Annotated in this window: 21 protein-coding genes and 1 other RNA gene; 5 read left to right on the plus strand and 17 right to left on the minus strand. The window is 69.4% G+C overall.

Features of this window, described 5'->3' with window-relative positions:
• Window positions 1-584 precede the first annotated feature (584 nt).
• From GXY15_05430 to dnaX, 3 genes are all read left to right on the plus strand, one after another.
• Window positions 585-2960 (plus strand): family 14 glycosylhydrolase, encoded by a 2376-nt coding sequence (locus GXY15_05430; GenBank protein NLV40654.1) that lies wholly within the window; start codon window positions 585-587, stop codon window positions 2958-2960.
• Between the two features lie 549 nt (window positions 2961-3509).
• An RNA gene (ffs, locus tag GXY15_05435) (signal recognition particle sRNA small type) lies at window positions 3510-3609 on the plus strand.
• Between the two features lie 44 nt (window positions 3610-3653).
• Window positions 3654-5231: a DNA polymerase III subunit gamma/tau gene (dnaX, locus tag GXY15_05440; protein NLV40655.1), complete on the plus strand. Its 1578-nt coding sequence runs from the start codon at window positions 3654-3656 to the stop codon at window positions 5229-5231.
• A 4-nt stretch (window positions 5232-5235) separates the two neighbouring features.
• Here dnaX and GXY15_05445 read toward each other — a convergent pair whose 3' ends face one another.
• The 8 genes from GXY15_05445 to ilvD form a co-directional block, all read right to left on the minus strand.
• Window positions 5236-5697 (minus strand): tetratricopeptide repeat protein, encoded by a 462-nt coding sequence (locus GXY15_05445; GenBank protein ID NLV40656.1) that lies wholly within the window; start codon window positions 5695-5697, stop codon window positions 5236-5238.
• A 112-nt stretch (window positions 5698-5809) separates the two neighbouring features.
• Window positions 5810-6019, minus strand: coding sequence for a hypothetical protein (locus GXY15_05450; protein ID NLV40657.1), 210 nt, complete (start codon window positions 6017-6019; stop codon window positions 5810-5812).
• Between the two features lie 26 nt (window positions 6020-6045).
• Window positions 6046-7500 carry a TolC family protein gene (locus GXY15_05455; GenBank protein ID NLV40658.1) on the minus strand — a complete coding sequence of 485 codons (1455 nt, stop codon included), beginning with the start codon at window positions 7498-7500 and terminating at the stop codon, window positions 6046-6048.
• The gene (gene glpK / locus GXY15_05460) at window positions 7497-8990 is read right to left on the minus strand and encodes a glycerol kinase GlpK (GenBank protein ID NLV40659.1); all 1494 of its coding nucleotides are present in this window, start codon (window positions 8988-8990) and stop codon (window positions 7497-7499) included. The genes GXY15_05455 and glpK overlap by 4 nt, the downstream gene beginning before the upstream one ends.
• A gap of 31 nt (window positions 8991-9021) precedes the next feature.
• Complete coding sequence (locus tag GXY15_05465) at window positions 9022-11022, minus strand: DUF2961 domain-containing protein (GenBank protein NLV40660.1); 2001 nt, start codon at window positions 11020-11022, stop codon at window positions 9022-9024.
• A gap of 423 nt (window positions 11023-11445) precedes the next feature.
• Window positions 11446-12135 (minus strand): hypothetical protein, encoded by a 690-nt coding sequence (locus GXY15_05470; protein NLV40661.1) that lies wholly within the window; start codon window positions 12133-12135, stop codon window positions 11446-11448.
• A gap of 633 nt (window positions 12136-12768) precedes the next feature.
• Window positions 12769-13995, minus strand: a complete 1227-nt coding sequence (gene ispG / locus GXY15_05475) for a flavodoxin-dependent (E)-4-hydroxy-3-methylbut-2-enyl-diphosphate synthase (protein ID NLV40662.1) — start codon at window positions 13993-13995, stop codon at window positions 12769-12771.
• A gap of 88 nt (window positions 13996-14083) precedes the next feature.
• On the minus strand, window positions 14084-15754 hold the full coding sequence (gene ilvD, locus GXY15_05480; GenBank protein ID NLV40663.1) for a dihydroxy-acid dehydratase: 1671 nt from the start codon (window positions 15752-15754) through the stop codon (window positions 14084-14086).
• 219 nt (window positions 15755-15973) lie between these two features.
• Between ilvD and GXY15_05485 the strand changes: the two genes are divergently transcribed.
• Together GXY15_05485 and metF are read left to right on the plus strand one after the other, a co-directional pair.
• Window positions 15974-18355, plus strand: a complete 2382-nt coding sequence (locus tag GXY15_05485) for a hypothetical protein (protein NLV40664.1) — start codon at window positions 15974-15976, stop codon at window positions 18353-18355.
• 67 nt (window positions 18356-18422) lie between these two features.
• The gene (gene metF, locus GXY15_05490; GenBank protein ID NLV40665.1) at window positions 18423-19280 is read left to right on the plus strand and encodes a methylenetetrahydrofolate reductase [NAD(P)H]; all 858 of its coding nucleotides are present in this window, start codon (window positions 18423-18425) and stop codon (window positions 19278-19280) included.
• Window positions 19281-19313: 33 nt separating this feature from the next.
• On the opposite strand, the gene GXY15_05495 is transcribed toward metF, so the two are convergent.
• The 9 genes from GXY15_05495 to GXY15_05535 form a co-directional block, all read right to left on the minus strand.
• A complete protein-coding gene (locus GXY15_05495) occupies window positions 19314-20093 on the minus strand; it encodes a TatD family hydrolase (protein NLV40666.1) in 780 nt (259 codons plus the stop codon).
• Window positions 20090-20929, minus strand: a complete 840-nt coding sequence (locus tag GXY15_05500) for a stage 0 sporulation family protein (GenBank protein NLV40667.1) — start codon at window positions 20927-20929, stop codon at window positions 20090-20092. Before GXY15_05500 ends, GXY15_05495 begins: the two co-directional genes overlap by 4 nt.
• Before the next feature lie 21 nt (window positions 20930-20950).
• Window positions 20951-22042: a DNA polymerase III subunit delta' gene (gene holB, locus GXY15_05505; protein ID NLV40668.1), complete on the minus strand. Its 1092-nt coding sequence runs from the start codon at window positions 22040-22042 to the stop codon at window positions 20951-20953.
• A 39-nt stretch (window positions 22043-22081) separates the two neighbouring features.
• The gene (locus tag GXY15_05510; GenBank protein ID NLV40669.1) at window positions 22082-22708 is read right to left on the minus strand and encodes a dTMP kinase; all 627 of its coding nucleotides are present in this window, start codon (window positions 22706-22708) and stop codon (window positions 22082-22084) included.
• A complete protein-coding gene (locus tag GXY15_05515) occupies window positions 22705-23553 on the minus strand; it encodes a prephenate dehydrogenase/arogenate dehydrogenase family protein (GenBank protein NLV40670.1) in 849 nt (282 codons plus the stop codon). Before GXY15_05515 ends, GXY15_05510 begins: the two co-directional genes overlap by 4 nt.
• A complete protein-coding gene (locus GXY15_05520; protein ID NLV40671.1) occupies window positions 23550-24308 on the minus strand; it encodes a 1-(5-phosphoribosyl)-5-((5-phosphoribosylamino)methylideneamino)imidazole-4-carboxamide isomerase in 759 nt (252 codons plus the stop codon). Before GXY15_05520 ends, GXY15_05515 begins: the two co-directional genes overlap by 4 nt.
• A complete protein-coding gene (rplT, locus tag GXY15_05525) occupies window positions 24305-24670 on the minus strand; it encodes a 50S ribosomal protein L20 (GenBank protein ID NLV40672.1) in 366 nt (121 codons plus the stop codon). Before rplT ends, GXY15_05520 begins: the two co-directional genes overlap by 4 nt.
• A gap of 73 nt (window positions 24671-24743) precedes the next feature.
• Complete coding sequence (rpmI, locus tag GXY15_05530) at window positions 24744-24941, minus strand: 50S ribosomal protein L35 (GenBank protein NLV40673.1); 198 nt, start codon at window positions 24939-24941, stop codon at window positions 24744-24746.
• Between the two features lie 118 nt (window positions 24942-25059).
• Window positions 25060-25587, minus strand: coding sequence for a translation initiation factor IF-3 (locus GXY15_05535; GenBank protein ID NLV40674.1), 528 nt, complete (start codon window positions 25585-25587; stop codon window positions 25060-25062).
• Window positions 25588-26243: the final 656 nt, after the last annotated feature.

Consider the following 26243-nt stretch of genomic DNA (forward strand, 5'->3'; position numbering starts at 1 on the left):
AGAGCGAAGCGGCGACACCGCTTTGCCCGGGGAGGATCCATGCCGCACCCCTCACGGCAGCTCTTTCCCGGGAACTAAAGCGGCGTCGTTGCCGCCGCACTCCAAAAGGAGACGCCGCGCGCCCCTCTCGTCTCGCCACGGCTTCGGCTCCCTCCATCGCCCAAACCGCGCGCCCCCTGGGCTCGCCAAGCTCCAGCTTGGCCTCTTGGGTTCTTCCGCGCGGGCTTGGTCGCCCCGTGTTTCCCCGAAAGCCAAGTGGAAGCTTGGCGATCCCAGGGGCGCGGCCTCTCCAGCGAACCCGGTACTTTCTTAGCAGCAGCGCGAAGCCATCTCGTGCCCGCCGTGGCCTGGCTTTACCCGTCAGGGCGAGCGAAGCGCGGCTCTCTCGTGCCCGCCGACGCCCTGCCGACAAGAGATTGCCGCGGCGGCCCGGGGCGGCCGCCTCGCAACGACGGTTGGCCGTCGCGCTTGCTACCTGAGCTCACGTCGTGCGCGGCAAGGCGTGACGCGGCGCGCGGCGATGTGGAATAATGCGGGACCGGCGGCCGCTACGGGCCGCCTTCCCGCACACCCGGAGCCCCGCCATGAGATTCCCCCTTGCCGCCGCCGCCCTTGTACTTGCCGCCGTTCTCGCCGCCCCGGCGGCACCCGCGCTGGACCGCGCGGCGTTCACCCCCGTCTTCCGCGCCGCGGGGGATCCGGTGCAGCCCGCCTGCGCGCTGCTGAACCCGGAGGGGTGCCCGGTCACCGAGGCCGCCGGGACCGCTGTCCGCCGGGGCCCGGAAAGCGCCGACCCCTATGTGTTCGCCGAGTGGCGGTTCCGCCTGGCCCCGCCCGCCACGGGCGCCGACCGCCGGTTCACCCTGTGCATCGTCCACCCCGACACGGGTGCCGGGGTCATTCAGCCGCGCCTGCTGTCAGACACCTCCTTCAACGGAACCTATGCGGGCCCCGCGAAATCCGCGGCGTTCACCTGCGTGAACACGGGCCAGCCCCGCGAGGCGTGGTTCGAGTTTGTCCTGCCGGAGACCCCGTGGCCCGACGACACCGCCCTCCCCTCCCTGACCGTCACAGGCCTGCCCTTCCTGACGGAACTGCGCGTCGGCCCGCCGCTGGCGGACGCCGACTGGGCGGAGATCCGCGCGGGCCTGCCGGTGAATGTGAAGCCCATGGTCGCGCTGTCGCGGCCCATGGAGCTGACCACCACGGCGGGCATCGCCGTGACGGACCAGAGCGCGGCCACGCTGCCGGGCACGCTGGAGCAGCTCGCGGAATACGCGCCCCTGGCGAAGGCGCTGGGCTTCACGTCCATCGAGACCTATGTCCTCTGGCGGACCGTGGAGCCCGGGGCGGAGGGGCGCTTCGACTTCAGCTATTACGACGCCATCGTGGACTCCCTCACCCGCCACGGGCTGAAATGGTTCCCCCTGCTTGTCGTCGGGTCGGCGTATTCCCTGCCCGACTGGTTCGCGGAGAGCCCCGAAAACGTCGGCTTCGTCTGCCTGGAGCACGGCCTGTCCAACCCCATCCAGAGCATCTGGAGCCCCCACCACCGGCGGCATGTGGAGCGGGTGCTGGGCGCGCTCGGCGCGCACTACGACGGCAGGGGCGTGCTGGAGGCGGTGCGGCTGGGGCCGAGCGGGAACTTCGGCGAGTCGCAGTACCCCGCCGGGGGCAACTGGGGCCTGCGGGGCCAGGCCATGCACATCCACATCGGCTGGTGGGCCGGGGACGAACACGCCCGCACGGACTTCCGCCGCTGGCTCCGGGAGAAGTACGGCGACATCGCCGCGCTGAACGCCGCCTGGAACGGCGCAAAACACGCGGATTTCGACAGCGTCACCGCCGAACTGCCCCAGGTCATGGCGTCGCGCCGGGAGCGGCTCGACTTCACGGCGTGGTACACCGACTCCATGTCCGACTGGTGCGATTGGTGGGCCCGCGAGACGCGCAAACATTTCCCGAACACCCCCCTGTACCAGTCGGCGGGCGGGTGGGGCTTCCGCGAGACGGGCACGGACTATGCCGCCCAGACGAAGAGCATGGCGCCCCTCGGCGGCGGCGTGCGCCTGACCAACGAGACGGACAGCTTCGAGCAGGACTTCTACGCGACGCGCATGGCCATGAGCGCCGCCCGCCTCTGCGGCGCGCGCATCGGGTCGGAGCCCGCCAGCTCCCACACCGCCCGCGGCGTCACGGGGCGCCTCTTCAACCTCCTCTCCGTGAACGGCGACCACTTCTTCACCTATCAGGGCAACATCATGAACCAGCCCCCGGCCATCACGGCGTGGCTGGAGACGCTGCCCGTCCTGGACACGCGCCGCCCGCCCCTGATTGAGGTCGCCGTGTACTACCCCGAGACGATGAACCAGCTCGAGGACGCCGCGTTCCGCCACCTCCACGCCTGGGGCTTCAACCCCCGCGCCCGGGAAATCCGCCGGGTGGTGGACGTGGACTACCTCGACGAGCACCTCATCCGCGACGGGCATCTCGACAAGTACAGGGCGCTGGTTTTCGTGTGGGCCGGCGTCATCGAAAAGGACGTGCAGGAGAAGGTGGACGCCTGGATGCGCGCGGGCGGCGCGGTCTTCTACCCCTCCTTCCCGCGCGGCGACCTGGAAACCGTCGAGGGCGACCGCGCCACCGCCCGGCGCTGGGCCCGCGGCGACACCGGCGCCGGGGCCTTCCTCCGGTTCAAGGGCGACATGGAGCCGCCGTCGCTCTACGCCGACTTCGTGCGGGAGAAGTTGCTGGCGCAGGAAAGCCTCCACCCCTGGACCCGCGCCGCCGTCGCCGCCGACCGCCCCGAGCACACCTTCCTTACCGTGCAGGACGACGGGCACCTGCTCGTCCTGAACTACGCCGACAAAACATCCCGCGTCACCCTCCCCGACGGCACCCCCATGGACACCCCCCCGTTCCGCATCACCCGCTCGGCCCTCCCCGGGGCGGGGAAATAGCGGCGTACTCTCCGGAGCCGGTCACACAGAACGCCGAAAACGAAAAGCGGGCGGGAACGAACCCGCCTTTCCCCCCCGGGGGCATCCCGTCCGCCCGGCTTCTCCGCGTGATCACGGTCCCCGCGTTCAGTGGGGGGGCTGCGGTCCCGCGTCCGGCGGCAGTCCGAGGGCTTCCGTCAACTCGGCGGGCAGCGGCCTCTGGGGGGGGAGAATACGGGTGCATGGGGTTTTCTTATGCCCAATACCAGGCGCAGATTCAAGATTGAGGCGCGACGGCATGTTCTTGGAAGGCCTCCATGGGGGGGGCAGCCGGGGGCCTTGTCATGGTCTGTTGTTGAGTTCATCAGCGGCGTGTCCTTCCCGGCACCGTTGCAGAGCCCCTCCCCCGATGGTCCGCCGGCCCCTCTGCGGACCGTCTCCGCGTCTCAACGGAACCCCCCGAAGTTGACCCAAGACGCTGAATATGATACCCTTTCACGTGCTCTGCCCGCGGGCTGAACGGGGGCGGGGCGCTCGATTCTTGCTGGTTTTTGGTCCGGCCTCCCCGGTGGCCGGGTCCTGCGCAACGGGAGGCCGGCGAACCCGGTCAGGTCCGAGAGGAAGCAGCCGCAGTTGGCTCTCTCCGTGTGATGCAGGCCGCCCGGTTTTCCGGCGGGGGCCGCGACCTTAAACCGGCGGGCGGCGGGAGGTTGCATGGCGGATTCCAACTACACGGTGCTGGCGCGCAAGTGGCGGCCGCAGTCCTTCGACGATGTCGTGGGGCAGGAGCACATCACCCGGACGCTGAAGAACGCCATCGCCTCGGGCCGCATCCACCACGCCTTCCTATTCCTGGGCTCGCGGGGCATCGGCAAGACGACGACGGCGCGCATCCTCGCGAAGGCGCTGAACTGCCAGCAGTCTGACACCCCCACCGTCTCCCCCTGCGGCGTCTGCGACAACTGCGTCTCCATCGCCCAGGGCAGCAACATTGACGTGATCGAGATTGACGGCGCGTCGAACAACACGGTGGACAACGTGCGGGACATCCGGGACAACGTGCGGATGGTCCCGTCGAGCGGGCGGTACAAGGTGTACATCATTGACGAGGTGCACCAGCTCTCGACCAGCGCGTTCAACGCCCTGCTGAAAACGCTGGAGGAGCCGCCGGCGCACGCGGTGTTCATCCTGGCGACGACGGAGGCTCACAAGATCCCCGCGACCATCGTGTCGCGGTGCCAGCGCTACGACTTCCGCCGGGTGCCCATGGCGGGCATCGCGGAGCTGCTGCGCAACATCCTGGCAAAGGAGGGCCGCACGGCCTCGGACGAGGCGCTCTTCGCCATCGCGCGGGCGGCCGAGGGCGGTGTGCGCGACTCCGAGGGCATCCTCGACGAATTGATGACCTACTGCGACGGCGAGATCACGTTCAAGGACGTGTTCGACGTGCTGGGGCTGGTGGACTGGCGGGTCATGCACACCCTGTGCGACGCCCTGCTGGCGGGTGACGTGGCCCGCCAGATGACGGTGGTGGAGGAGGTGATCACGGCGGGCAAGGACCTGTCGCAGTTCGTGGAGGAGCTGCTGCGCTACTTCCGCAACCTGCTCGTGTGCAAGTCGTCCAAGGACACGGAAATCCTCCGCCTGCCGGAGGACGAGACGGCGGAGCTGGCGCGCCGGGCGGCGCGCTTCCCGCTGGTGAAGCTGCTGAACATCGTGGAGCAGTTCGCCGCGCTCACCAACGGCTTTGACTCGCAGATCGCCCAGCGCACCGCGCTGGAGGCCCTGCTCATCCGCCTGTCCCGCGTGGACACGGATGTGTCCCTCGACACGGTCATGGAGAAGCTGCTCCTGCTGGGGGCCGGGGGCGTGGTCCCCGCAGTGGCGGCCCCGCCCGCGGAGGGGGGCGCCCCGCCAAACCCTCCTGAGGTCGGCCCGGCGCAGACGCCGCAGCCGGTGCCGACAACGGGGCTTTTGGGCGGCGTCGAAGCTTCGCCGGTTGCCGCGCCTCCCCCCGCACCGCGACCCGTTCCCACAGACGCGCCGATGGCGGCCGCCGTGCCCGCGCCGCAGCCGGTGGTGGACAAGGAGGCCCTCAAGGCCCGCCTCATCGCGAAAAACCCCGGGCTGGACGCCGTGTTCGACGTGTTTCGGGGAAAGGTGGCGGAAGTCCGCCCCGCGCGCGGGGAATCCGCCGCAGAGGAATCCGGCGGCGCCGGATACCCTGGGACGGTCTCTGCCGACATCCCCGTGGACGACACTGAAGATGCGGCGGACACGGAGCTGGACTGACCGGCTACTTCTTGAACAACCGCGCGAAAAGGCCGCCCTTCTTCCCCTTCGCCTCTTCGCCGGAGACCGTATCCCCCGAAGAGGGGTCCGACGGCGGCACGGGCGGCACGGGTCCGCCCGCTCCCAGGACCGGGGAGACATGGGGCTTCGGCGTGTCCCGGCTGTCGAGGTCAGAAACCAGATCCACCAGCGGAAGATCACCGTCCTCCATGGTCTTCTGGATGCGCGCCTTGATTACGGCCCCCTTGGGCTCGTCGAACTCGGTGACGAGGCGGTCGCACAGTTCCAGCGCCTCCTCGAACCGGCCGGTCATCTCCAGGCACACGGCCATCGGATAGAGCACCCCCTTGACATTGGGGCGCTCCCGGTCAATGTCCGTCAGGATGGACAGACCCTCGCCGTACTTGCCGACCTTGACCAGATGAATGGCCTGCTTGTAAAGAACATTCAGCTCGCTTTTGTCCACGGGGTGAGTACCTTTCTCGTTCCCTTCACGTCCGCCGACAGTATACAGTATTCTCAGATTATTGTAAAATCGCGGAGTGGGCCGTTCCGGCAACAGCACCCCCCGCGCGGACTCAGGGGGCGGCGGCTGCGTCGAGGGGGTCTTCGGGGGCCTCATGGCCGTCCGGGTGGTCGCCGTGCGCGTGCGTGGGCTTCAGGTGCGCGGTGATGTGGGTTTGCCCCTGGGGGAAGAGGGCGCGCAGGTCGTCCTCCAGCCGCGTGACATGCCAGACGGCCGTCTTGCCGGCGAGCATGAGCGCCGTGACCGCCAGACTTGCGGCCATGGCGGCGCTCTTAACGTCCCGGCGTTTCATTTTTCCGTTGCCGCGGCCTCTGGCAGGCCGCCGCCGAGGGCGCGCTCCAGGTCGGTGAGGGCGACGGCGTAGTCGCGCAGGGCCTTCGCGAGGCCGGTGCGCGCGGTGGTGAGGGCGAGCTCCGCGTCCAGGGTCTCCGCCTGGATGCCCGCACCCTCCTGGAAGCGCAGTTCGGCCAGTTCGAGCCCCTCCGCGCCCAGATTGGCGGCGGCCTTCTCGCGCTTGATCTTGGCGACGGCCTCCAGGGCGCGGGCGTGTGCCTGGCGCACGTCCGTCTCGACGAGGCGGGCCACCCCGCTGCGCTGAAGCTCCAGCTGGCGCGCCTGGGACTCCGCCTCGCGCAACTCGTGCTTCCGCTTGCCGCCGGGCCAGAACTCCCATTCCGCACCCAGGCCCAGAGTGAACCCGTCGGGCATGAGCTTTCCGCCGCCGTCCACCTGCTGGTACTTCGCCGTCGCCGCCGCCTTCGGGTAATACGCGCCTCTCTTCACCAGCACGTTCTGGCGGGCCGCCTCAATGCCCTTGTCCAGGGCGGCGAGCTCGGGCCGTCCGGCCAGCGCCCGGGCCACCAGCGCCTCCACCGGGGTGTCGAGGGGATCCCAGGGGATCTCGCCGGTGACCGTCACGGCGCGGGAATCCTCCAGAAACAGGACGCGGCGCAGGTTCACAAAGGCGAGCTGCTCCGCCGTGCGCGCGGACTCGGCGTCGGCCTCGCGCGCCTTCAGCTCGGTTTCGGCGCGGAGCACCTCGAACTCGCTGGCAACCCCCTGGTCCAGGCGGTTGCGGGCGTCCTGGAGATGGCGCCGGAACGCTCCCACGCTCTCCCCCGCCACGCGGACCATTGCCTGCGCCAGCATGGCGTCATAGCAGGCCGTGCGCGCCTCGGCGGCGAGGGCGATGCGCTCGGCCTCGGCCTTCCACTCCTCCGACTGCGCGAGGAACTCGGAGGCCCGGATGCCCGCGCGGATCTGTCCGCCCGAAAACAGCACCTGCTCCACGGCTACCTGGGTGGTGAAAGTGCCCTTCTTCGCCTCGAACCCGTCCACCTGAAAGAGCAGTTTGGCCAGTTGCGACCCATAGATTTCCGTTTCCAGTCCGGAGACATAGGAGTACCCCGCCGAAGCCGCCACGCGGGGCAGCCGTTGGGCGCGCACGGCGGCGGCGGCCGCCTCGGCCCCGAGCACCTTCTCCTCTGCCAGGGCGGACCGGGGATTTCCGTCCAGGGCGATCTGCGCGCAAAGGTCAGGCGTGACGGCCAGGGGGGCCGCCGCATCCGCGCCCGGCGCATCGGTCCCGCGGTCCGGCAGCGATTCCACGCCCTCCAGCACCTTCGCGCCCCCCTCAAGCAGTGCGGTGCCCCCCTCCTCCCCCGCCGTCGCCGGAAACGCCGCCAGCAGGACCGCCCATGCGGCCACGGCCCCGGTCCACAACGTTCTTTTTTGGATGCTCATGCGTTGGCCCAGCCTTTGGCGCGTTCCAGCGCCTTTTTCCATCCCTGTTTCATCGCGGCGCGTCCCGCGCCGTCCGTCTGCGGCAGAAAGCGCCGGTCCTCGCGCCATTGCCCGCTGATGTCGTCGGGGCCGTCCCAAAAGCCCGCGCCCAGCCCGGCGAGGTAGGCGGCGCCGAGGGCCGTGGTCTCGATGACCCGGGGCCGCGTGAGGGGCGCGCCCAGCACGTCCGCCTGGAACTGCATGAGCAGGTTGTTGGCGCACGCGCCTCCGTCCACCCGCAGCTCGGCCACGGGCGCGCCGGTGTCGGCGGCCATGGCCTCGATCACGTCGGCCGCCTGGAAGGCCACGCCCTCCAGGGCGGCGCGGGCGAGGTGGCCCGCGGTCACGCCGCGCGTGATGCCCGCGAGGACGCCGCGCGCGTAGGGGTCCCAGTGCGGCGCGCCGAGCCCCGCAAAGGCGGGCACCAGATAAACGCCGCCGTTGTCGGGCACGGAGGCCGCCAGGGCCTCCACCTCGGCGGCCGAGCGGATGAGGCCGAGGCCGTCGCGCAGCCACTGCACCACCGCCCCGGCGATGAAGACGCTGCCCTCCAGCGCGTAGGTCGTCTTCCCCTTGAGCCGCCAGGCCACCGTGGTCAGGAGCTGGTTGGACGACGGCACCGGCGCGGCGCCGGTGTTCAGGAGCATGAAGCAGCCCGTGCCGTAGGTGTTCTTGACCATGCCGGGCCGGGTGCAGGCCTGGCCGAAAAGGGCGGCCTGCTGGTCGCCAGCCACGCCGCGCACGGGCACGGCCGCGGAAAGGAGGCCGGGCGCCGTCTCGCCGAAATCGCCGCTGGAGTCGCGCACCTCGGGCAGCATGCTCCGGGGCACGTCCAGCGCGGCGAGCAGCTCGTCGTCCCAGTCGCCGGTGCGGATGTCGTACATGAGGGTGCGCGCCGCGTTGGACGCGTCCGTGGCGTGGACCTTCCCCCCTGTCAGATGCCAGACGAGCCAGGTGTCCACCGTGCCGAAGGCGAGCTGGCCGCGCTCTGCGGCGGCCCGCGCGCCGTCCACGTTGTCCAGTATCCACCGGACCTTGGTGCCGGAGAAATAGGCGTCGAGCACGAGGCCCGTGCGCTCGCGGAAGAGGGGTTCCAGCCCGCGCGCCTTCAGTTCGTCGCAGAAGCCCGCCGTGCGGCGGTCCTGCCAGACGATGGCGTTGCCCAGGGGGCGGCCGGTGGCCTTCTCCCACACCAGCGTGGTCTCGCGCTGGTTCGTGATGCCCAGCGCCGCCACGCGGTTGGGGGAGACGCCGGCCCGGCTCAGGGCCTCGGCGGCCACACCCACCTGCGACGCCCAGAGGTCCTCCGGGCGGTGCTCCACCCAGCCCGGCCGGGGGAAGAGCTGCTCGAACTCGCGCTGCGCCGTGGCCACCGGCGCGCCGGAGGCGTCGAACAGGATGGCCCGGGAACTGGTGGTTCCCTGGTCCAGCGCGAGGACATACTCACTCATGCCCGTCTCCTTCCCGCGGCGCGCCCGCGCGTCATTCGGCCTCCAGCAGCAGGTAGTCCAGCCCGAACATGTGGCGCTTCTCCGCCTTTTTGTTCGCCCCGGTGATCTCCACCTTCAGCTCGTTGCGGCCGGCCTTCAGCGCGGCCCGGCCGAGGATGTGGGGTTTTGGCTTGGCAACGCCGCCGGCGTGGAAGAGATCCATGGGGTCGCCCAGGGGCTTTCCGTTGAGGTGGTACTGGACGATGCCGTAGTCCGGCGCCTTCGTCACGCGGGCGAGAATCTTGTACTTGCCGGCCTTCTCCACGTCGAAGGCCATCGTCAGCGTGTCGCCGGGTTTCCCGTCGCGCCACCAGAGCTGCTGGCCCCTGCTCCACGCGCCGTCCTGATACTCCTTGATGCCGCCGGTCATGGAGACCACCTCGACGGCCTCCCCCTCGATCGCCCCCTCGACGCCGGGGACACCCGGCAGCGCCGGCACCACCAGCAGCGCCGGGTGCACCGGCGGGGTGTTGTCGCCGGCCGTGGCCGGGGCGTACCAGTAGGGCGTCACGGCCTGCGTCACCTTCGTGTCCGCCCAGTGCCACATTTCCAGGTCGAAGCGGAAGGCCTTGGCCCACGGGATGTCGTCCATCACATGGAAGCGGCTGACGCAGGTGTGGCCGTAGTTGCCCGGGCCGTCGCAGCGGGGCTGGTTGTGGTAGGCCTGGGTGAACACCGCGGGGCTGCACCACGCGTAGCTGAAGTAGTCCTCGGTGCCCGTGCCGAAATGGCTGGGGAACGCCTCGCCGTCCACGTAAATCTTCTCGTCGCCCTCGCCCCACCAGTCGGTGACGGGGTTGGCGATGTGCAGCATGACCCCCGCGAAGCGGCCGGGGCCGCCGTCCACGGCCAGGTAATTCCAGTCAATCATGGGCCGGGTCGGCAGGTCGCGCACGGCGCGCCATTTCGCGTGGAAGTACAGGCTGCCCTCCGTCCAGGGACGGGGCCGGACGGTCACGGTCCCCTCCAGGCCGATGTCCGCCGCCGTGTGGTTCGTGAGGGTGAACACGGCCTTCTCCCGGTAGGGCATGACCCACCGGCTGTAGAGCGTGCTGTCGTCCAGCACGCCGGAGGTCACGGAGCGGTAGGGGTTCGCGCCGGGCGCCGTGCCGAAGAAGTCGCCCAGCGGCGCGACGACCATGGCAGGGTTGCCGTCGAAGGCAATCTCCAGCAGGCACCCGCGCAGGGCCGCCTCCAGGTCCACCGCGTCCACCCGCAAGCGGATTTCGCAGACCGCCGCCGGACCCTCCGCCGGGAGGGACTCGTTCACCGTGGTCCCCGCAGGCAGGTCCAGGGAGAACTCCTCCGTCGCCGCATCGTCGGGGAAGGTGACGTTTTCGGGCATGGCCAGCGTGGCGGCCATGGCGCGAATCTGCGGCATCAGCGCCTCGGTCTCCGCGGCGGAGAAGCTGCGCACCGTCGTGCCCGCCGCGTATGTCCGGTAGTTGATGTGGTAATAGATGTCGTCCCCGCTCACCGTCACCTTGCAGTGCTTCGCATAGGGGATGGGCAGCCAGGAGGTCCAGCCCCGGGCCCACTCGCCCGCGATGGGCTCCACAAAGGGCTTCGCCCCGCCGCCGAGCATTGCCTGAAGCGGCATCTCCACCACCGGCTCCGCCGCATTGTCCAGATAGATCCGCACAGTACCCCCCAGATCCGGGTTCGCCGACCACACGCGCACAATCGCGCCCGGCCCCGCCGCATCCATCAGCACGTATTCCTTGCCGAAGGAAGTCTCCTCCTCGCGCAGCACCTGGCGCCGGTCCCCGTTGGCGAACCAGTTGGTGTCGTCCTGGACGGCGAAGTCCGTGGACCGCCGGTCGTAGCTCGAGAACTGCTTCGTGACATAGGCGGGAGAGGGCAGGACGGCGAGCCGCCCCAAGTCGTTCATCTCGGCCAGCAACGACTCCAGCGTCACCGTTTCCTGCGCCGGAACGGCAGGGCACAGTACGGACACAAAAAGCACCAGGCAGACACAGAGGCTCGGACGCATGGACGGTCTCCTTCTCGGGTTAAGAAAAGCACCACCATCTTACCCGAAGGGCCGCAATTCCTCAAACACGCGCGCAGACCGGAGCCTCCACGCCATGGCGGGCAATCCCGCGCAGGCAGGGCGTTCGCGGAAACGGGCTTCGCTGCGCTGCCAAGCACGAGTCTTGCCGGGGCCGCCGCCCTTCCCCAAGAACGCCCGCATAGGAGACGCGTCCTCTTGGCGCGTTCTTTGGGCCAACGAAAACCCCAGGAACGCGGCAAGATGCCGCGTCTACATTTCCGGCCCTCCCGCAGCCCTCACTTCATAGGCACAATCCCCGCCCTCGGCGGTCCGGGGCCCGCCATGAGGCGTTGCAACGGGGCCATGTCGGGAACGGGGCGGTTTCCGTCCGTAACAAGGCGGCGGGGGGAAGCCCCCGCGGCATCACGGGCACGGAGGAGGAACCAGCCCGGTGCGGTACAGGCACCAACTGTAGAGAATGGCAATGATCCAGACAAGGCAGATGAAAACCAGCGGCCCTATGTGTTTCCGCTGTCCGGCGTGGATCATCACACCAATATTGAGCATCTGCATAAGCACGGCTAGAATCATCCCCAGGAGAGGGCGCTCTTCCGCCACGGCAACCGTCAGGGCGGCCGGAAGCAGCATGGAGCCCAGTATCCCGATGAGGGCGGGAAAGAAGGGCGGCTCGTATTTCTCGGCGGGCGTGTGGGTGACGGGCAGGTCGGGGTTCCGGTGCTGGAGCCATTGCAGCGCCTTGCGGACGGACGGATACGCCGGGAGCCCGGCGGCGGAGATTTCCCCCAGAAAGAGCACGCTGTGCAGACGTCCGTCAGGCAGGTCATGCAGGATGACCTCACCGACGCGGCCGATCACCCGCGTGGAACCGGGAAGCACGCCCCGCAGCACGCACTGGTCTTCCGAAAGCTCCAGCGTTTTCCCGAAAAGCTGCCAGCACATCACCGCCGCTGCCACCACCGTCACCACCCCGCAGACAACCGCTGCGGGAAACTGCCCCGTCCAAAGAAAGAACCCGCCCCACGCCAGCGCCAGCACCGGCCAGAAAACGGCATAAAGAAGCCGCACCCCCGACGGAATCACCCGCACCCGCAAGGAGGGCGCGGTGCCTTCCCCGTCCCCGCCATCCCACATCCCATTCGCGATTCTTTTCCCCTCTTCCATCTTTCACCACCCCACAAGAGACTATCGGTATGTAGTCACCTCAAGCCTTCATAGTAATGCGTTATCTGAAGAAAGCATCGTTGAAGATGATGCCTTTACCATCCATATTGTCCACGCCCCAAGGTTGGAGTATTCCTCGCTTGTCAGGCTTTCGCACGGAAACCTGTCCCTCAGGGCCGGCGTCCTTTCGGTACGCTCTGATAAGCGCTTGACAATCGTCCTTGGTGAGCATGGCGTTCTGGACATGAATCTCGACCCGATGCCCGTTCTTCGGAGCAAGCGATGTTTTGCTTGCGACGGTATGCAGAGGAAGGGGGGGGCTCGGTGCCTCCTTACTGCAAGCGCAAAGAAGTAAAAAGAGGGAAACGGGCAGTACCTGTAGCATCTTCATCATATTACCTCGCTCAGTTTGGATCCGCCGTGTCAAACACCTTCGCATCCAGCGATGTTCGCTGCAGAAATGCTCTGTCATTGTTGTACAACCGACGAACAGGATACAAGCATCCTGCGATCTCGTGTTTGCGTCGTGTGCGTTCCCTTCTCCGTGGCTCCGTGGTGAGCCTTCTACTCCCCCGGATAGTGCGTGCGCACGTACTCCTCGACCATTTCGAGGAAGCGCTCCGTCACGCCGACGATGTCGCCGGAGAGGGAGCAGGCCTTCTGGCCGTCCACGAACACGGGGCAGACGGGGGTCTCGCCGTTGCCGGGGAGGCTGATGCCGATGTTGGCGGCTTTGGACTCGCCGGGGCCGTTGACGACGCAGCCCATGACGGCGATCTTCATGCCCTCGACGCCGGGGTGGCGGACGCGCCACTGGGGCATGCGCGCGCGGACGTGGTCCTGCACGCTGCGGGCGAGGCGCTGGAAGGCGTCGCTGGTGGTGCGGCCGCAGCCGGGGCACGCGGTGATGCTGGGGGCGAACTGGCGCAGGCCGAGGGCCTGGAGCAGCTCCTGGGCGGCGTGGACCTCGCCCCGGCGGTCGCCGCCGGGCTCGGGGGTGAGGGAGACGCGGACGGTGTCGCCGATGCCCTCGGCAAGGAGGATGCCCATGGACGCGGCGGACCACACGAGGCCCTTGGCGCCCATGCCGGCCTCGGTGAGCCCGAGGTGCAGGGGCTGGCGGGTCTGCGCGGCGAGGGCGCGGTAGAGGTCCACGAGGTCGGCGGGCCGGCTGGTCTTGCAGGACACCACGATCTGGTCCTCCCGCAGGCCGCAGGCCAGCGCCAGCTCCACGGACTGGAGGGCCGAGAGGACCATGCACTCGTTGTAGACCCCCTCGGAGCTCTTGCCGAGGTCGAGGCGGGTGTTCTCGAGCATCTTCTCCGCCACCAGCTCCGGGTTCAGGGAGCCGATGTTCACGCCGATGCGGACCGGTTTGCCGAGGTCGCGGGCGACGGCGCAGATGGTGGCGAACTGCTCGTCGCGCGCCGCGCCCTTCCCGACGTTTCCGGGGTTGATGCGGTATTTGTCGAGGGCGCGCGCGCACTCGGGGTGCTTCGTGAGCAGGCGGTGGCCGTTGTAGTGGAAGTCGCCGATGACCGGGGCGGCGCAACCCGCCGCGCGCGCGCGGCGCACGATCTCCGGCACGGCGTCGGCGGCCTGGGGCGTGTTGACGGTGATGCGGACCAACTCCGACCCGGCCTCCGCCAGGGCAATCACCTGCGCGGCCGTGCCTCCGGCGTCCTCGGTGTCCGTGTTGGTCATGGACTGCACCACGACGGGCGCGCCGCCGCCGACCGGCACGCCGCCGACCATCACCCGGACCGTGTCCCTGCGGGGCATGAAGGCCATGTCCGTCTCCTGTGTTTTCCGCGCGGAAAGAAAAAGGGGCGCGGACATTCTGTCCGCACCCCGGTCAGGCGTTCAACTTTCGGGCCGCCTACTTGAGGACGCCGCCCGTGTTCGCGCTGGTGACGAGCTGCTGGTAGCGGCGGAGCCAGCCGGTGAGGGCGCGGTCCGGCGGCGGGCCGAGGCGCCTGCGGCGCTCCGCCAGCACGGCGTCGTCCACGCAGAGCGTCATGGTGCGCCCGGGGATGTCAATCTCAATGATGTCGCCCGGCTCGACGAGGGCGATGGGCCCGCCGTCGGCGGCCTCGGGGCTGACATGGCCGATGCACGCGCCGCGCGTGCCGCCGGAGAAGCGCCCGTCGGTGATGAGGCTGACGCTCTTGCCGAGGCCCGCGCCCATGACGGCCGAGGTCGGCGCGAGCATCTCGCGCATGCCGGGGCCGCCCTTGGGGCCCTCGTAGCGGATGACGATGATGTCGCCCGGCTTCACGTCCCCCGCCAGGATGCCCGCCATGGCGGATTCCTCGCTCTCGTAGACCACCGCCGGGCCCTTGTTGTAAAGGACCTCCTTGTCCACGCCCGCCTCCTTGACTACCGCGCCGTCCGGGGCGAGGTTGCCGAAGAGGATGGCCAGGCCGCCGGTCGGGCTGTAGGGGGCGCCCACGGGCTTGATCACGTCCTTGTCGAGGGACCGCTTGTCCGCGATGTTCTCGCCGATGGTCTTCAGCGTGACCGTCGGGCAGTCCGGGTTGAGGATGCCCGGGCGCTCCGACAGCTCGCCGAGAATGGCGGAGATGCCGCCCGCGCGGTCCACGTCGGCCATGTGCCAGTGGTACGACGGCGAGACCTTGCAGATGTTCGGCACGCGGGCGCTGACCTCGTTCAGGCGCTCCAGCGGGTAGGAAACGCCCGCCTCGTGGGCGATGGCGAGCGCGTGTAGCACCGTGTTCGTCGAGCCGCCCATGGCCATGTCCAGCGCGAAGGCGTTGTCCAGCGAGGCCGGCGTGACGATGTCGCGGGGCCGCAGGTCCGCCTTGATGAGGGCCAGGGCCTGCCGCGCCGCCGCGCGCACCAGCTCCATCCGCCGCGGGTCCGTGGCCACGATGGTCCCGTTGCCGGGCAGTGCCATGCCGAGGGCCTCGCAGAGGCAGTTCATGGAGTTGGCGGTGAACATGCCGGAGCACGACCCGACGGACGGGCAGGCCGAGCACTCCATCTGCGCCAGCTCCGCGTCGGAGATTTTCCCCTGCTTGTACGCGCCCACGGCCTCGAAGACCGTGATGAGGTCCGTGTCCTTCCCGTTCATCGGCTTTCCCGTCTCCATCGGGCCGCCGGACACGAAGATCGTGGGGATGTTGCAGCGCATGGCGCCCATGAGCATGCCCGGCACGATTTTGTCGCAGTTCGGGATGCAGATCAGCGCGTCAAAGCGGTGCGCCTTCACCATCGTCTCCACGCAGTCGGCGATCAGCTCGCGCGAGGGCAGGCTGAACTTCATGCCGCCGTGGCCCATGGCGACGCCGTCGCAGACGCCGATGGTGTTGAACTCGAAGGCGATGCCGCCCGCCTCCTCCACGGCCTCCCGCGCGGCCCGGCCCAGGGTGTCCAGATGCGCGTGGCCCGGGATGACCTCCACAAAGCTGTTGCACACGCCGATGAACGGCTTGTCGAAGTCCGAGGGCTTCTTCACCTTGCCCGTGGCGTAGAAAAGCGACCGGTGCGGCGCGCGCTCAAATCCTTTTTTGATTACATCACTCTCCATTGTGCGTTCCTTTCTTCTGTTTCGCGGACACGGCCGCGGCCCGGCACGCCGGCGGCCGGGCAGGCCGGGCCGCGCGGCGGCGGGGAATGGTTCGGAAAAGTATACGCCCCGCGCGGCGGCGTGTCCACTTGGAGACGGCGGGTCATCCGCGGGGGTGCGCCCGCATCCCCGTCATGCTATTCTCATCGTGGAGGGACGGGACGGAACCGGGAATGCGCCATGAAGAGACCGTCTCTCCTATTCATCACGGTTCTCCTGTTCTGGGGCGCGCTTGCCGCCGCGCAGGGACACACTTTTCTCTGGTGGGCCGACGGCTACCGGGGCCGCGCTCCGGAAGGCGGGCGCCTGCTGATGGTGCAGACGAGCCGATACGGCGCGGCCTTTGACGTGGAACGCGCCGCCCTCACCCGGCTGGGCGTTCTTCCCTCCCCCGCTTCCTATGCGGAGGCCGTCGCGCAGCCGAACGACACCGTGCTCGGTCTGGCCCCGGCGTCGCTGCGCCTGTCGGTGGTGCCCGATGGCGTGGAGTATGTCTGCGCGCGCGCCGCGCGGAAGACGGACGACCACGCGAACTATCCGGTGCGTCTGATTGAGGGCGGACGCTTTCTCCAGCGCTTCGACCTTCTCGGGCTGGAGTTTGAGGACGCCAAGGGACGGAGACTTCAGGCCGACGGACGGCTGGAGGTGTGCGCCTGGCCGGAGCGCATGCACCTGACGCTGGAGGTTTCGGGGGAGGACCTCCAGGACGGCGCGGTGCTGCGGATGGAACTCGGCGGCGGGGAGTCCCCCCTGAGGGCGGAACAGGCTGCGGCAGGGACAGGGACACCCGCGCGGGTGACACTGCAATGGCCCGGCCCCGCACCGGAGGCGCCCGGGGCCATTGTCCGCGCGACGGACCCGGCATCCCCCGACAGGCCGCTGCCTGTCCGCCAGGACCCGCTGCTGGGGGCGCTGGTGGTGGACCTGCCCGAACGCAACTGGCCCATGGCGGAGAACCTTGACCGCCTGGACCGCTTCCCCGTCGTCATCGAGAATCCCGGCGGCGCGGAGGCGGTGGTACCGGTGATCTTCGCGCTGGAGGGGTCGTTTCAGGGTATCACGGGCATGTGCCCCATGCTGCGGGACGCCGAAGGCAACCCCTCGGGCATTCCCGTGCAGATTTCCAAGAACTGGCACCGCGACGAGAAGACCCGCCTGCTTTACGAGGGCGCGTGGTTTCACGCGGTGACACAGGTGCCGGTGCCGCCCGGCGGGAAATGGGAGGGCGAGCTTGCCGTCGCCTATGCCCGGTGGGGCGGCGTGCCGGCGGCTTCCCACGCGCAACTCTGCCTCATCGGCTGGGGGGGCAACCAATGGTGGGACCAGGCGGCCATCGGCTCCTTCGGCGAGTCCATCTGCTACGACCCGGAGGTCGGGCTGAACCGCTCCATGATTGACGACGTGCGGCCGCTGATGGTCACGGGGATGGGCGGCGGACAGTGGCAGTGGACGCACAACGTCGGCGGAGGCGATTTTCTCGTCCTTGTTGATGCAAAGGGCAGGAGACAGCACCTGACGCGCGTGCGCACGGCCTACCTCTCCCAGGGGCCCAACCTGACACGGGTGGTGTACGCGGGGGTGTCGCAGGATGGCGACGTCGCCGCGCGGATCGAGGTGTCCACCCCCCGCTGCGACGATGTGAACCGCGCCTATCACCGCATCCGCTACGACGTGCTGAAACCGGTGGCGTTCTCACGGCTCGCCTTCTATCAACTGGGGGCGGACCACTACAATGACCACCAGTTTGCCCGCATCGCGCGGGGAAACGCCGACGGATTGACGGAGGAGTGGGAAACGGAGCGCGGCGGAAAGAAGTACCTGCGCGGCCCGATGCCCGCGCCGGGGGAGTCCCCCTGGATCGCCCTGACCGGCGGTGTCCGCGGGGACCAGTGGAAGGAGGGGGCCTGGGCCGACCGGGGGCTTGTGGTGCGCTGGTGGAAGGCCCGGCTGGGCGGGCAGGAGGTGCCCGGGCCCTTTTTCGCCGTGTACGGCACGGAGAACGGGCCGCACAGCGCGAACGCGGAGCTCGCGCCGCCGCCGGGCCTGGAGCGGCTGGAACCCGGCGACTTCGTGGAGGCGGACCTCGAACTGCTGGTGCCGCCCCAGAGCGCCGCGGACTATTACGGGCCCAACGCCGCCCTGCGCGCGGACCTGGAGGCGAATGGCGGCTCGTGGCGGGTCGTCCACCGTCTCGCCCGCGCCAACGCGCCGGCCATCGAGATGGCACGCGGCACCCTGCTGCGCCGAATGCCGGTGGAGATTGCCGTGGACGCGGCGCAGGGCGCCGAATGCACGCTTCGCGGCGGCGCGGGACACGTGCCCGTGACGTTCACCGGCGTTTCGCGGCCCTCCAGGCACCGGCTGTCTGTGGACGGTGTGCGGGTGGACCAGGCCGTCCACGGGAGGGACTTCTGGCAGGTCGCGCCGGAGGACGCCACCGGCGCCTTCTCCGTCACCTACAACATCCCGCTGGACGGAGACGGGCGCGGACGGCGAATGGTGTTTCAGGGAGAGTCTCCCGGGGACAGCCTTGACCGGGGCGCGAGCGGCTCCCTAAAATAGCCGGGTTGCGCCAACTTCTCGGGAACCCTGAATGAACCAGACCGCTTTTGACATCCGTTCGCTCTACATGCAGGGCCGTCCGGCCGTGTCCTTTGAGCTGTTCCCCCCGAAGACGCCGGAGGGGATGGAGAGCCTTTTTGACCAGCTTCAGGAGCTGGTGCGCTGCAAGCCCTCCTTTATCACGTGCACCTACGGCGCGGGCGGGTCCACCCGCGACCGCACACTGGAGGTGCTGCGCGCGATCCGGGAACGGCACCCGCAAATGCCGGTGGTCTCGCACCTGGCCTGTTCGGGGACCACCCGCGACGGCGTCCGGGCTTACCTCAGGTCCGCGCTGGACCTCGGCGTTGCCGGCATTGTCGCGCTCCGCGGCGACCCGCCGAAAGACGGAGCGCCGGAAACCCCGGAGTTCCGCCACGCCTCCGACCTGGTGGAGTTGATCCGCGCCGAGCATCCCTCGCTGGCCGTGCTGGTGGCGGGCTATCCGGAGACCCATCCGGAATCCACGTCGGTGGCCATGGACATCGAGCACCTGAAACGGAAAGTGGACACGGGCGCGGATGTGGTGGTGACGCAGCTCTTCTTCGACAACCAGGACTATTTCCGCTTCCGTGACCGCTGCGCCGATGCGGGCATCTCCGTGCCGATTGTGCCGGGCATCCTGCCCGTGACGAATTTGGCGCAGATCCGGCGCCTGACCGCCATGTGCGGCACGCACCTGCCCGGGCGCCTCCTGCGGCGGCTGGAGGTGCACCAGAACGACGAGGAGGGGCAGTACGCCGTCGGCGTGTACCACGCCGCCCGTCAGGCGGAGGAGCTGATCGCGGGCGGCGCGCCGGGCATGCACTTCTATGTGCTGAACAAGTCGCGCGCCGCGCTGCTCATCTGCCGCGCCCTGGCGCTCTTCACCCCTGTGGAGGAGTAGGCGTCCCGAAGCCACCAAACGCCCGGTGGAATGTCAACCTTTCTGAACAGAGGGCAAGCTGAACGCCCGCAGGGCATTCCCGCGAAGGATTTCACACATTTCCAATTCATCACACTGCCTCACGCGGGCCAGCTCGGCGGCCGTCAGGAGGACGTCGGCGGGCTCGCAGCGCTGTCCCCGGCGGGGCTGGGGGGCGAGGTAGGGGGCGTCGGTCTCCGCGAGCAGCCGGTCCAGGGGGACGACGGCGGCGGCGTCCCGGAGCTTTTGCGCCTTGGGAAAGGTGAGGTTGCCGGCGAAGGAGATGAAACAGCCCAGCTCCACAAAGGCCTCCGCGCTTTCCGGGCCGCTGCCAAAGCAGTGCATGACCACGGCGGCCAGGGCGGGCGTGTGGTCGCGCAGGATGGCGAGGCAGTCGGCGTCGGCCTCGCGGTTGTGGATCACCACGGGCTTGCCCAGCTCCGCCGCCAGGGCGAGCTGCCGCTCAAACGCGGGGCGCTGGACCGCGCGGGGGGAAAACTCGTTGAAGTAGTCGAGTCCGGTCTCGCCGAGGGCGACCGCCGCCGGATCGGCCGCCAGATCGCGGAGCCGGGAGAGGGCGCCGCCGTCCACGCCTTCGGCATGGTAGGGGTGCACGCCAACCACGGCAACCACGCCGGGCCGCGCCAGGGCAAGGGCCGCGGCGCTGCTTTCGAGGGTGTCCCCGACCACGGCGATCCAGTCGAGACAGTCGAGCGCCCGGTCCAGCACCTCCCCGCGGTCCCCGTCGAAACGGGGATCCTGCAGGTGGCAGTGCGTGTCGGGGATGCGGGTCACGCCGGGTCGTTCCTGCTGCGGCGCTTCTTCTTGCGCTTGCGCTTGGAGGCCGAGTCCCCCTGGGGTGCGTCGGCGTCGGCGGGCACGGGCTCCGCCGGCCGGGGGGCCGGGTCCCGCCGATCCGCCGGTGGCGGGGCATCCCCGGCGGCGCAGGGGGCGCCGCCACATCCCCCGCCGTCACTCCTGCGCTTCCGGCAGGCCTCGTACTGGTCGCTCTCGTAGCTGAGGCAGCACAGAAGCTTGCCGCACTGCCCGCTGATCTTGGCGGGATTGAGGGACAGGTTCTGGGCCTTGGCCATGCGCATGGAAATGGGGCGGAACTCCTCAAGAAAGCTCGCGCAGCACAGGGGGCGGCCGCAGGTGCCGAGACCGCCGGTGAGTTTGGCCTGGTCGCGCACCTGGATGTGCCGCAGCTCAATGCGGCTGCGCAGCTCGTGGGCCAGGTCGCGGACCAGTTCGCGGAAGTCCACCCGGTTTTCAGCCACGAAGTGGAACGTGATCCGGCTCTTGTCGTAGGAGCACTCCGTGTCCACCAGCTTCATGTCCAGATTGTGCCTCTCGATTCTCCTGCGGCACACATCCTGGGCGCGCTCCTCCTGCCGCTCGATGTCGCGCATGGTCTGCTCGTCCTCGGCAGTGGCGCGGCGCAGCACGCGCATGCGCACGCGGCGCGTCTCCTCGGGGGACCGGGGCTCCGGGGGCATCACGCAGACGCCCCACTCCAGGCCGTCCTCGGTGTGGACAACACAGGCGTCGTCGCGGTTGAGGGTCATCCCCTCGCAGAGGAAGGAAAGCACCCGCCTCGGCTTTCTGAGCCTGACGCGGACTATGTCCATTCGGTCGTCTCCTTTCAGACGTCACCCCGCAAGGGTGAAAAACAGGTCGCGAAGCACGCGCTTGCGGGCGATGTTGCGGTCAAGATAGCGCCACGCGAGGTCCACGGCCCCGATCTTCGCCGCCGGGTCGCCGGCGGCCGTTTTCAGCCGGGAAAGCTCGTCCCGGTTAAAGACGGCCTCCGCGTCGCCCGTGGCGGCGTACACCAGCTCGTCGCGGTACCACCCGTGAAACAGGCGGACATGCTCATACAGCTCCAGCCGGAAACGCCCGGCTACAAACGCCTCCAGCAGCTCCTTCTCCCGCCGGGTGGTCTCCTCCCCCTCCGATTCGGCGTCGTCCTCGTCGCCGGGGATGCGGCCCGCGGCCTCCTCGATCTTCTTCTTCATCTGCTCCAGATAGGCGTCGAATTCCTCGGACAGGGTCAGGGGGTCATCCCCCTGCTTCAGCCGCCGCACCACGGACAGCACCGCCTGCCGCCGCTCGCCGCGGCACAGGTCGAGGGCGCGGCTCATCTGCCCCTGGGAGAGGGCCGCGATGGTGTCCGCCGCGTCGGCGGACAGGCCCCGCTGCTCCCAGAGCAGGCCGGCCACGGTTTCCCGGGGCAGCATGCCGAACCGCACCCCCTGGCACCGGGACCGGATGGTCGGCAGGAGCTGCCGGGGCACGTCGGTGAGCAGGATAAACGTGGTGCTGGTCGAGGGCTCCTCAAGGGTCTTGAGAAACTTGTTCTGGGCCGCCTCGTTCATCCGGTCGGCCTCTTCGATGACATAAACGCGCCGCCGCCCCTCGAAGGGCCGGTAGGCCGTCGTGTCGCAGATTTCCTCGACCACCTGCGTCTTGATGATGCGTGTCTTGCCTGTGGGCTCGATCAGTTTGACGTCCGGGTGGTTCCCCGCGCCGATCTTCGCGCAGGGCCGGCACTGGTCGCAGGCGTCCCCGGTCCCGCCGCCGCCGTCGCAGTTCAACGCCTTGGCCATTTCGAGGGCGGCCAGGCGTTTTCCCACGCCGGAGGGCCCCCACAGCAGCAGCCCGCCGGGCACACGTCCCTTGCGCACAATGTTGCGCAGGAGCCGGACGCCCACCTCCTGGTCTCTGACAGCGGAAAAACCCATGCTCATCCCGGCGGCTGCGGGGCCGCAACCCGTTGTGTTCTAGCGTGTTTCGATCAGACGGTCCACCCGGAGGCGGACCGCTGTGGAAACCTCCTCCACGGGGGCGGAGGCGTCAATGATTGTAATACGTTCCGGCTCCGCCCGCGCAATGTCCAGAAAGGCGGCGCGGACCCGGTGGTGAAAGTCGGCCGATTCCCCCTCGATGCGGTCCAGGACGCCGCGTTTCCCGCTGCGCGCCAGCCCGTCCTCCGCCGGAAGGTCAAGCAGCAGCGTGCAGTCGGGCGCCAGCCCGCCGGTCGCGAGGCTGTTCAGGGTGCGTATCTGGTCCGGCGCGAGGCCCCGGCCGCCGCCCTGATAGGCCAGGGTCGAGTCGCAAAACCGGTCGCAGAGCACCACGTCGCCCCGCTCCAGGGCGGGGCGGATCACGGCGTGGACATGTTGCGCCCGCGCCGCGGCGTACATCATCAATTCGGAAAGGGGGGAAATGGCGCCGGTCGCCGGGTCCAGCAGGAGGCCGCGCAGCGCCTCGGCCAGCGGCGTGCCACCCGGCTCGCGGGTGGTGACCACCCGGCATCCGCGCCGCTCCAGATGTCCGGCCAGCAGATGGAGCTGCGTGGTCTTTCCGCAACCCTCGACCCCCTCCAGCGTGATGAAAAGCCCCCTCATTCCCCGGTCACCCCCCGGCGCGCCGCGCGCCCTTCGGCGAAGAACGCCTCCAACCCGGCGCTGTCGCCCCCCCGCAGCAGCCGGATGAAGATCTCCAGCCGCTCCCCGTATTCGGAAAGGCTCTCCAGAAGGGCCTCCCGGTTGGTGAGGCAGATATCCCGCCAGACCTCCGGCGGACCGCCCGCGATGCGGGTCGTGTCCAGAAAGCCCCGGCCCACGACGTCGCGGGTCAGGGGGGCCGCCCCGGCCAGCGCGGCCAGCGCGGCGGCGGCGACATGGGGCAGGTGGCTGGTGCGCGCGAGGAGCGCATCGTGAAGCTGCGGCGCGATGGGCGCAACGCGCATGCCGACGGCCTCCCACAGGCGGCGGACGGTGTCCACCGCCGCAGGGTCCAGCCCGGGGCTGTCCTCCAGAAGGCAGACGGCCCCCTCGTAGAGGTCGGCGCGGCCGTGCTCGGGACCGGCGTTCTCGCTGCCCGCCATGGGGTGGCCGCCCACAAAGCGGCGCGGCGACGGCCAGGTTCCGGCGGCATGGGCGCAGATGACGCCCTTGGTGCTCGCCACATCCGTCACCACCGCCGCCGTTCCGCGCAGGGCGTCCATGAGGGGGGGCACCGCCGCCGCGGGCACCGCCAGCACCACCAGCTCCGTCCCCGCCGCCAGGTCCGCGGGAGCGTCCGCAATCTCGTCTATCGCCCCCAGCCGCAGCGCGGTTTCTAGGGTCTCGCGCCGGCGGCCGGCGCCGACAACACAACGGGCCAGCCCGCGTTTCTTCAGGGCCAGCCCGAGGGAGGCGCCCAGCAGTCCGACGCCCGCAATGCCTATGCGTTCAAATCCCGGGCTCATCCGTCTCTCCCCAGCGCCGCGACGGCCTCGGCCACAGTGAAACGGCCCAGGTACAACGCCCGGCCGACAATCGCCTCGTCCACGCCGTCGGCGGCGAGCTCCCGGGCCTTCCGCAGGTCGTCCAGCGAGGACACGCCCCCCGAAAGCGTGACCGGCACGCCCGCCGCGCGGGCCACGGCGCCGGTCGCCGCGTGGTTGGGGCCCTTCATCATGCCGTCGGAAAGAATGTCCGTGTAGATGATGCGGGCCGCGCCCGAGGCGGCGGCGGTGCGGGCGAAGGCTTCGGCGTCGGCGTCGGTGTCTTCCATCCACCCCGACAACGAGACCTTGCCCTCACGCGCGTCAATCCCCACCGCGACCCGACCCGGATGGGCCGCGCAGGCGGCCTGGAGGAGTTCCGGGTCGCGGAAGGCGGCGGTGCCGAGGATGACCAGGGCGGCGCCGGCGTCAAGGACCGTCTCGATGGTGTCAAGGGAGCGGATGCCCCCGCCGACCTCAAACCGCACGCCCTCGCGGGCGAGGGCGCGCAGCTCGCCCAGCACACAGCAGCGGCCCCCCCGCGCGCCGTCGAGGTCCACGACATGGACCACCGCCGACGCGGGGTCGGCCCCCGCGTCCTCCAGATCCCGCCACCAGGCCAGCGCCTGGGCGACGGGGTCCTCGGAGAACACTGTCTCCTGCCCGTAGTCGCCCTGGACCAGATTCACGCACCGGCCCCCGCGTATGTCCACGGCGGGGACAATGCGGACAGTCATGACACGGCGGCCAGGGTCTGCTTCGCCTGTTCCACGAGGGCGGCGAAACCGGCCTTGTCGGAGACGGCGATTTCGGCGAGCACCTTGCGGTCCACCTCGATGTTGGCCTTGCGCAGGCCCTCCATGAAGCGGTTGTAGGACAGGCCGTTGGCCCGGGCGCCCGCGTTGATGCGGGCGATCCACAGCGCGCGGAACTCGCGCTTGCGCACGCGCCGGTCACGGTAGGCGTACATTCCCGCGTGGGCGACCGCCTGCTGGGCGGTCTTGTTCAGCCGGTGGTGGCTGCCGCGGTAGCCGGAGGCCAGCTTCAGGATTTTCTTGCGCCGCCGGCGGGAGGCCGGATTGTTTGTGGCTCTGGGCATGGTTCACACCTTTCTTCGCCGCCGCGGGCGGGACCGCCGGGGTCCGCCGCGCCGCGCGGCCGGTTCGCTTCAGTTAGGCGTTCGGGAGCATCCGCTTCACGCGCTGGTTGTCCGCTGCGGCCACCAGGGTGGCATGGCGCAGGTTGCGCTTGCGTTTCGGGGTCTTGGACGACATCAGGTGACGCGCATACGCCTTGTTGCGCTTCACCTTTCCGTTCGCCGTCACCTTGAACCGTTTCGCTCCGCTCCGGCTCGTCTTGATCTTCGGCATGTCATTGCCTCCATGTGTTCTTGGCGCGGCCCGGGCGCAAAAAGAGGAACGCATCTCTCCGCGCACCGCCGCTGGTTCATCGTTCTCGCGCACCGGCCCGGGGGGCCGTCCCGCCGGATCAGGCCTTCGGCGGCGCCGCCGCCTTCACCGGGGTGAGCATCAGGCTCATTGAGCGCCCTTCAAGTCGTGTGTCCGAGGGCCGGTGGTCCTCCACGAAGAGGTCCTTGGCGGCCTCCAGCACCTGCTGGAGCACGGCCCGGCCGAATTCGGGGTGCGACGCCTCGCGGCCCCGGAACATGACCGTCACCTTCACCTTGAACCCCTCGCCCAGGAACTCCCGGACATGGGTGACCTTGTTTTCCAGGTCGTGCTTGTCAATCTTCGGCCGGAACCGGATCTCCTTCGCCGTCACCGTGTGCTGGTGCTTGCGCGACTCCCGCGCCCGGCGCTTCTGCTCGTACCGGTACTTCCCGTAGTCCATGATCCGGCAGACCGGCGGGCTCGCCTTCGGCGCCACCTCCACCAGGTCGTACCCGCGCTGCTCGGCCTCCTGGAGCGCGTCCCGGGGACTCATGATCCCCAGCTGCTCGCCCTCCTCGTCAATCACGCGCACCTGACGGGCGCGGATCTGGTCGTTCACGCGGATCCCGTCGTCCTTGTCCTTCCTTCCTGGGATTATGTTCCTGTCTCCTTCTTCCCGGACCGCCCCGGGATGTGCCGGCCGCGACACCCGCGGGCACCAAGCCCGCCGCGCCGCGGCAAAAAAAAGCGGCGGAAAGACACGCTTGTCCTTCCGCCGCAAAACGCGCAAACACACTTCACGCCTTTCACGCAACCAAGCGCAGCAAACACGGGATATGCCCGGCCGCAGCATGGTGAGGACACAGTCCTTCTTGTCGGGACGGCCGCGTCGCCGCGCCGTCCACCCCGAAGCATACCAAAAAACCGCCAAACCCGTCAACTTCCCGGCGCACGCTTCCCAAGCCCCACGCCTGCGGGGGACGCCGTAGCGCCGCCGTCCCGGCGGCCTTGTCTTCGGGGCTCGCGCCAGACCGGCGGTTGGAACGAAAGACAAGGCCAGCGGGACGCTGGCGGTACGGGGCGGGCATGTGGGGGGACCGTAGCGTCGCCGTCCCGGCGGCCTTGTCTTCGGACCTCACGCCAGTCCGGCGGCGGGAACGGAAGACAAGGCCAGCGGGACGCTGGCGGTACGGCAGGGACAGAAGACACGGCAGGCGGGACGCCTGCGCTAGTGCGGCGGCCAGGCGGGGGCTGTTCCGTAGCGCCGCCGTCCCGGCGGCC

Source organism: Candidatus Hydrogenedentota bacterium, from assembly GCA_012730045.1.
Lineage (GTDB): Bacteria > Hydrogenedentota > Hydrogenedentia > Hydrogenedentales > CAITNO01 > JAAYBR01.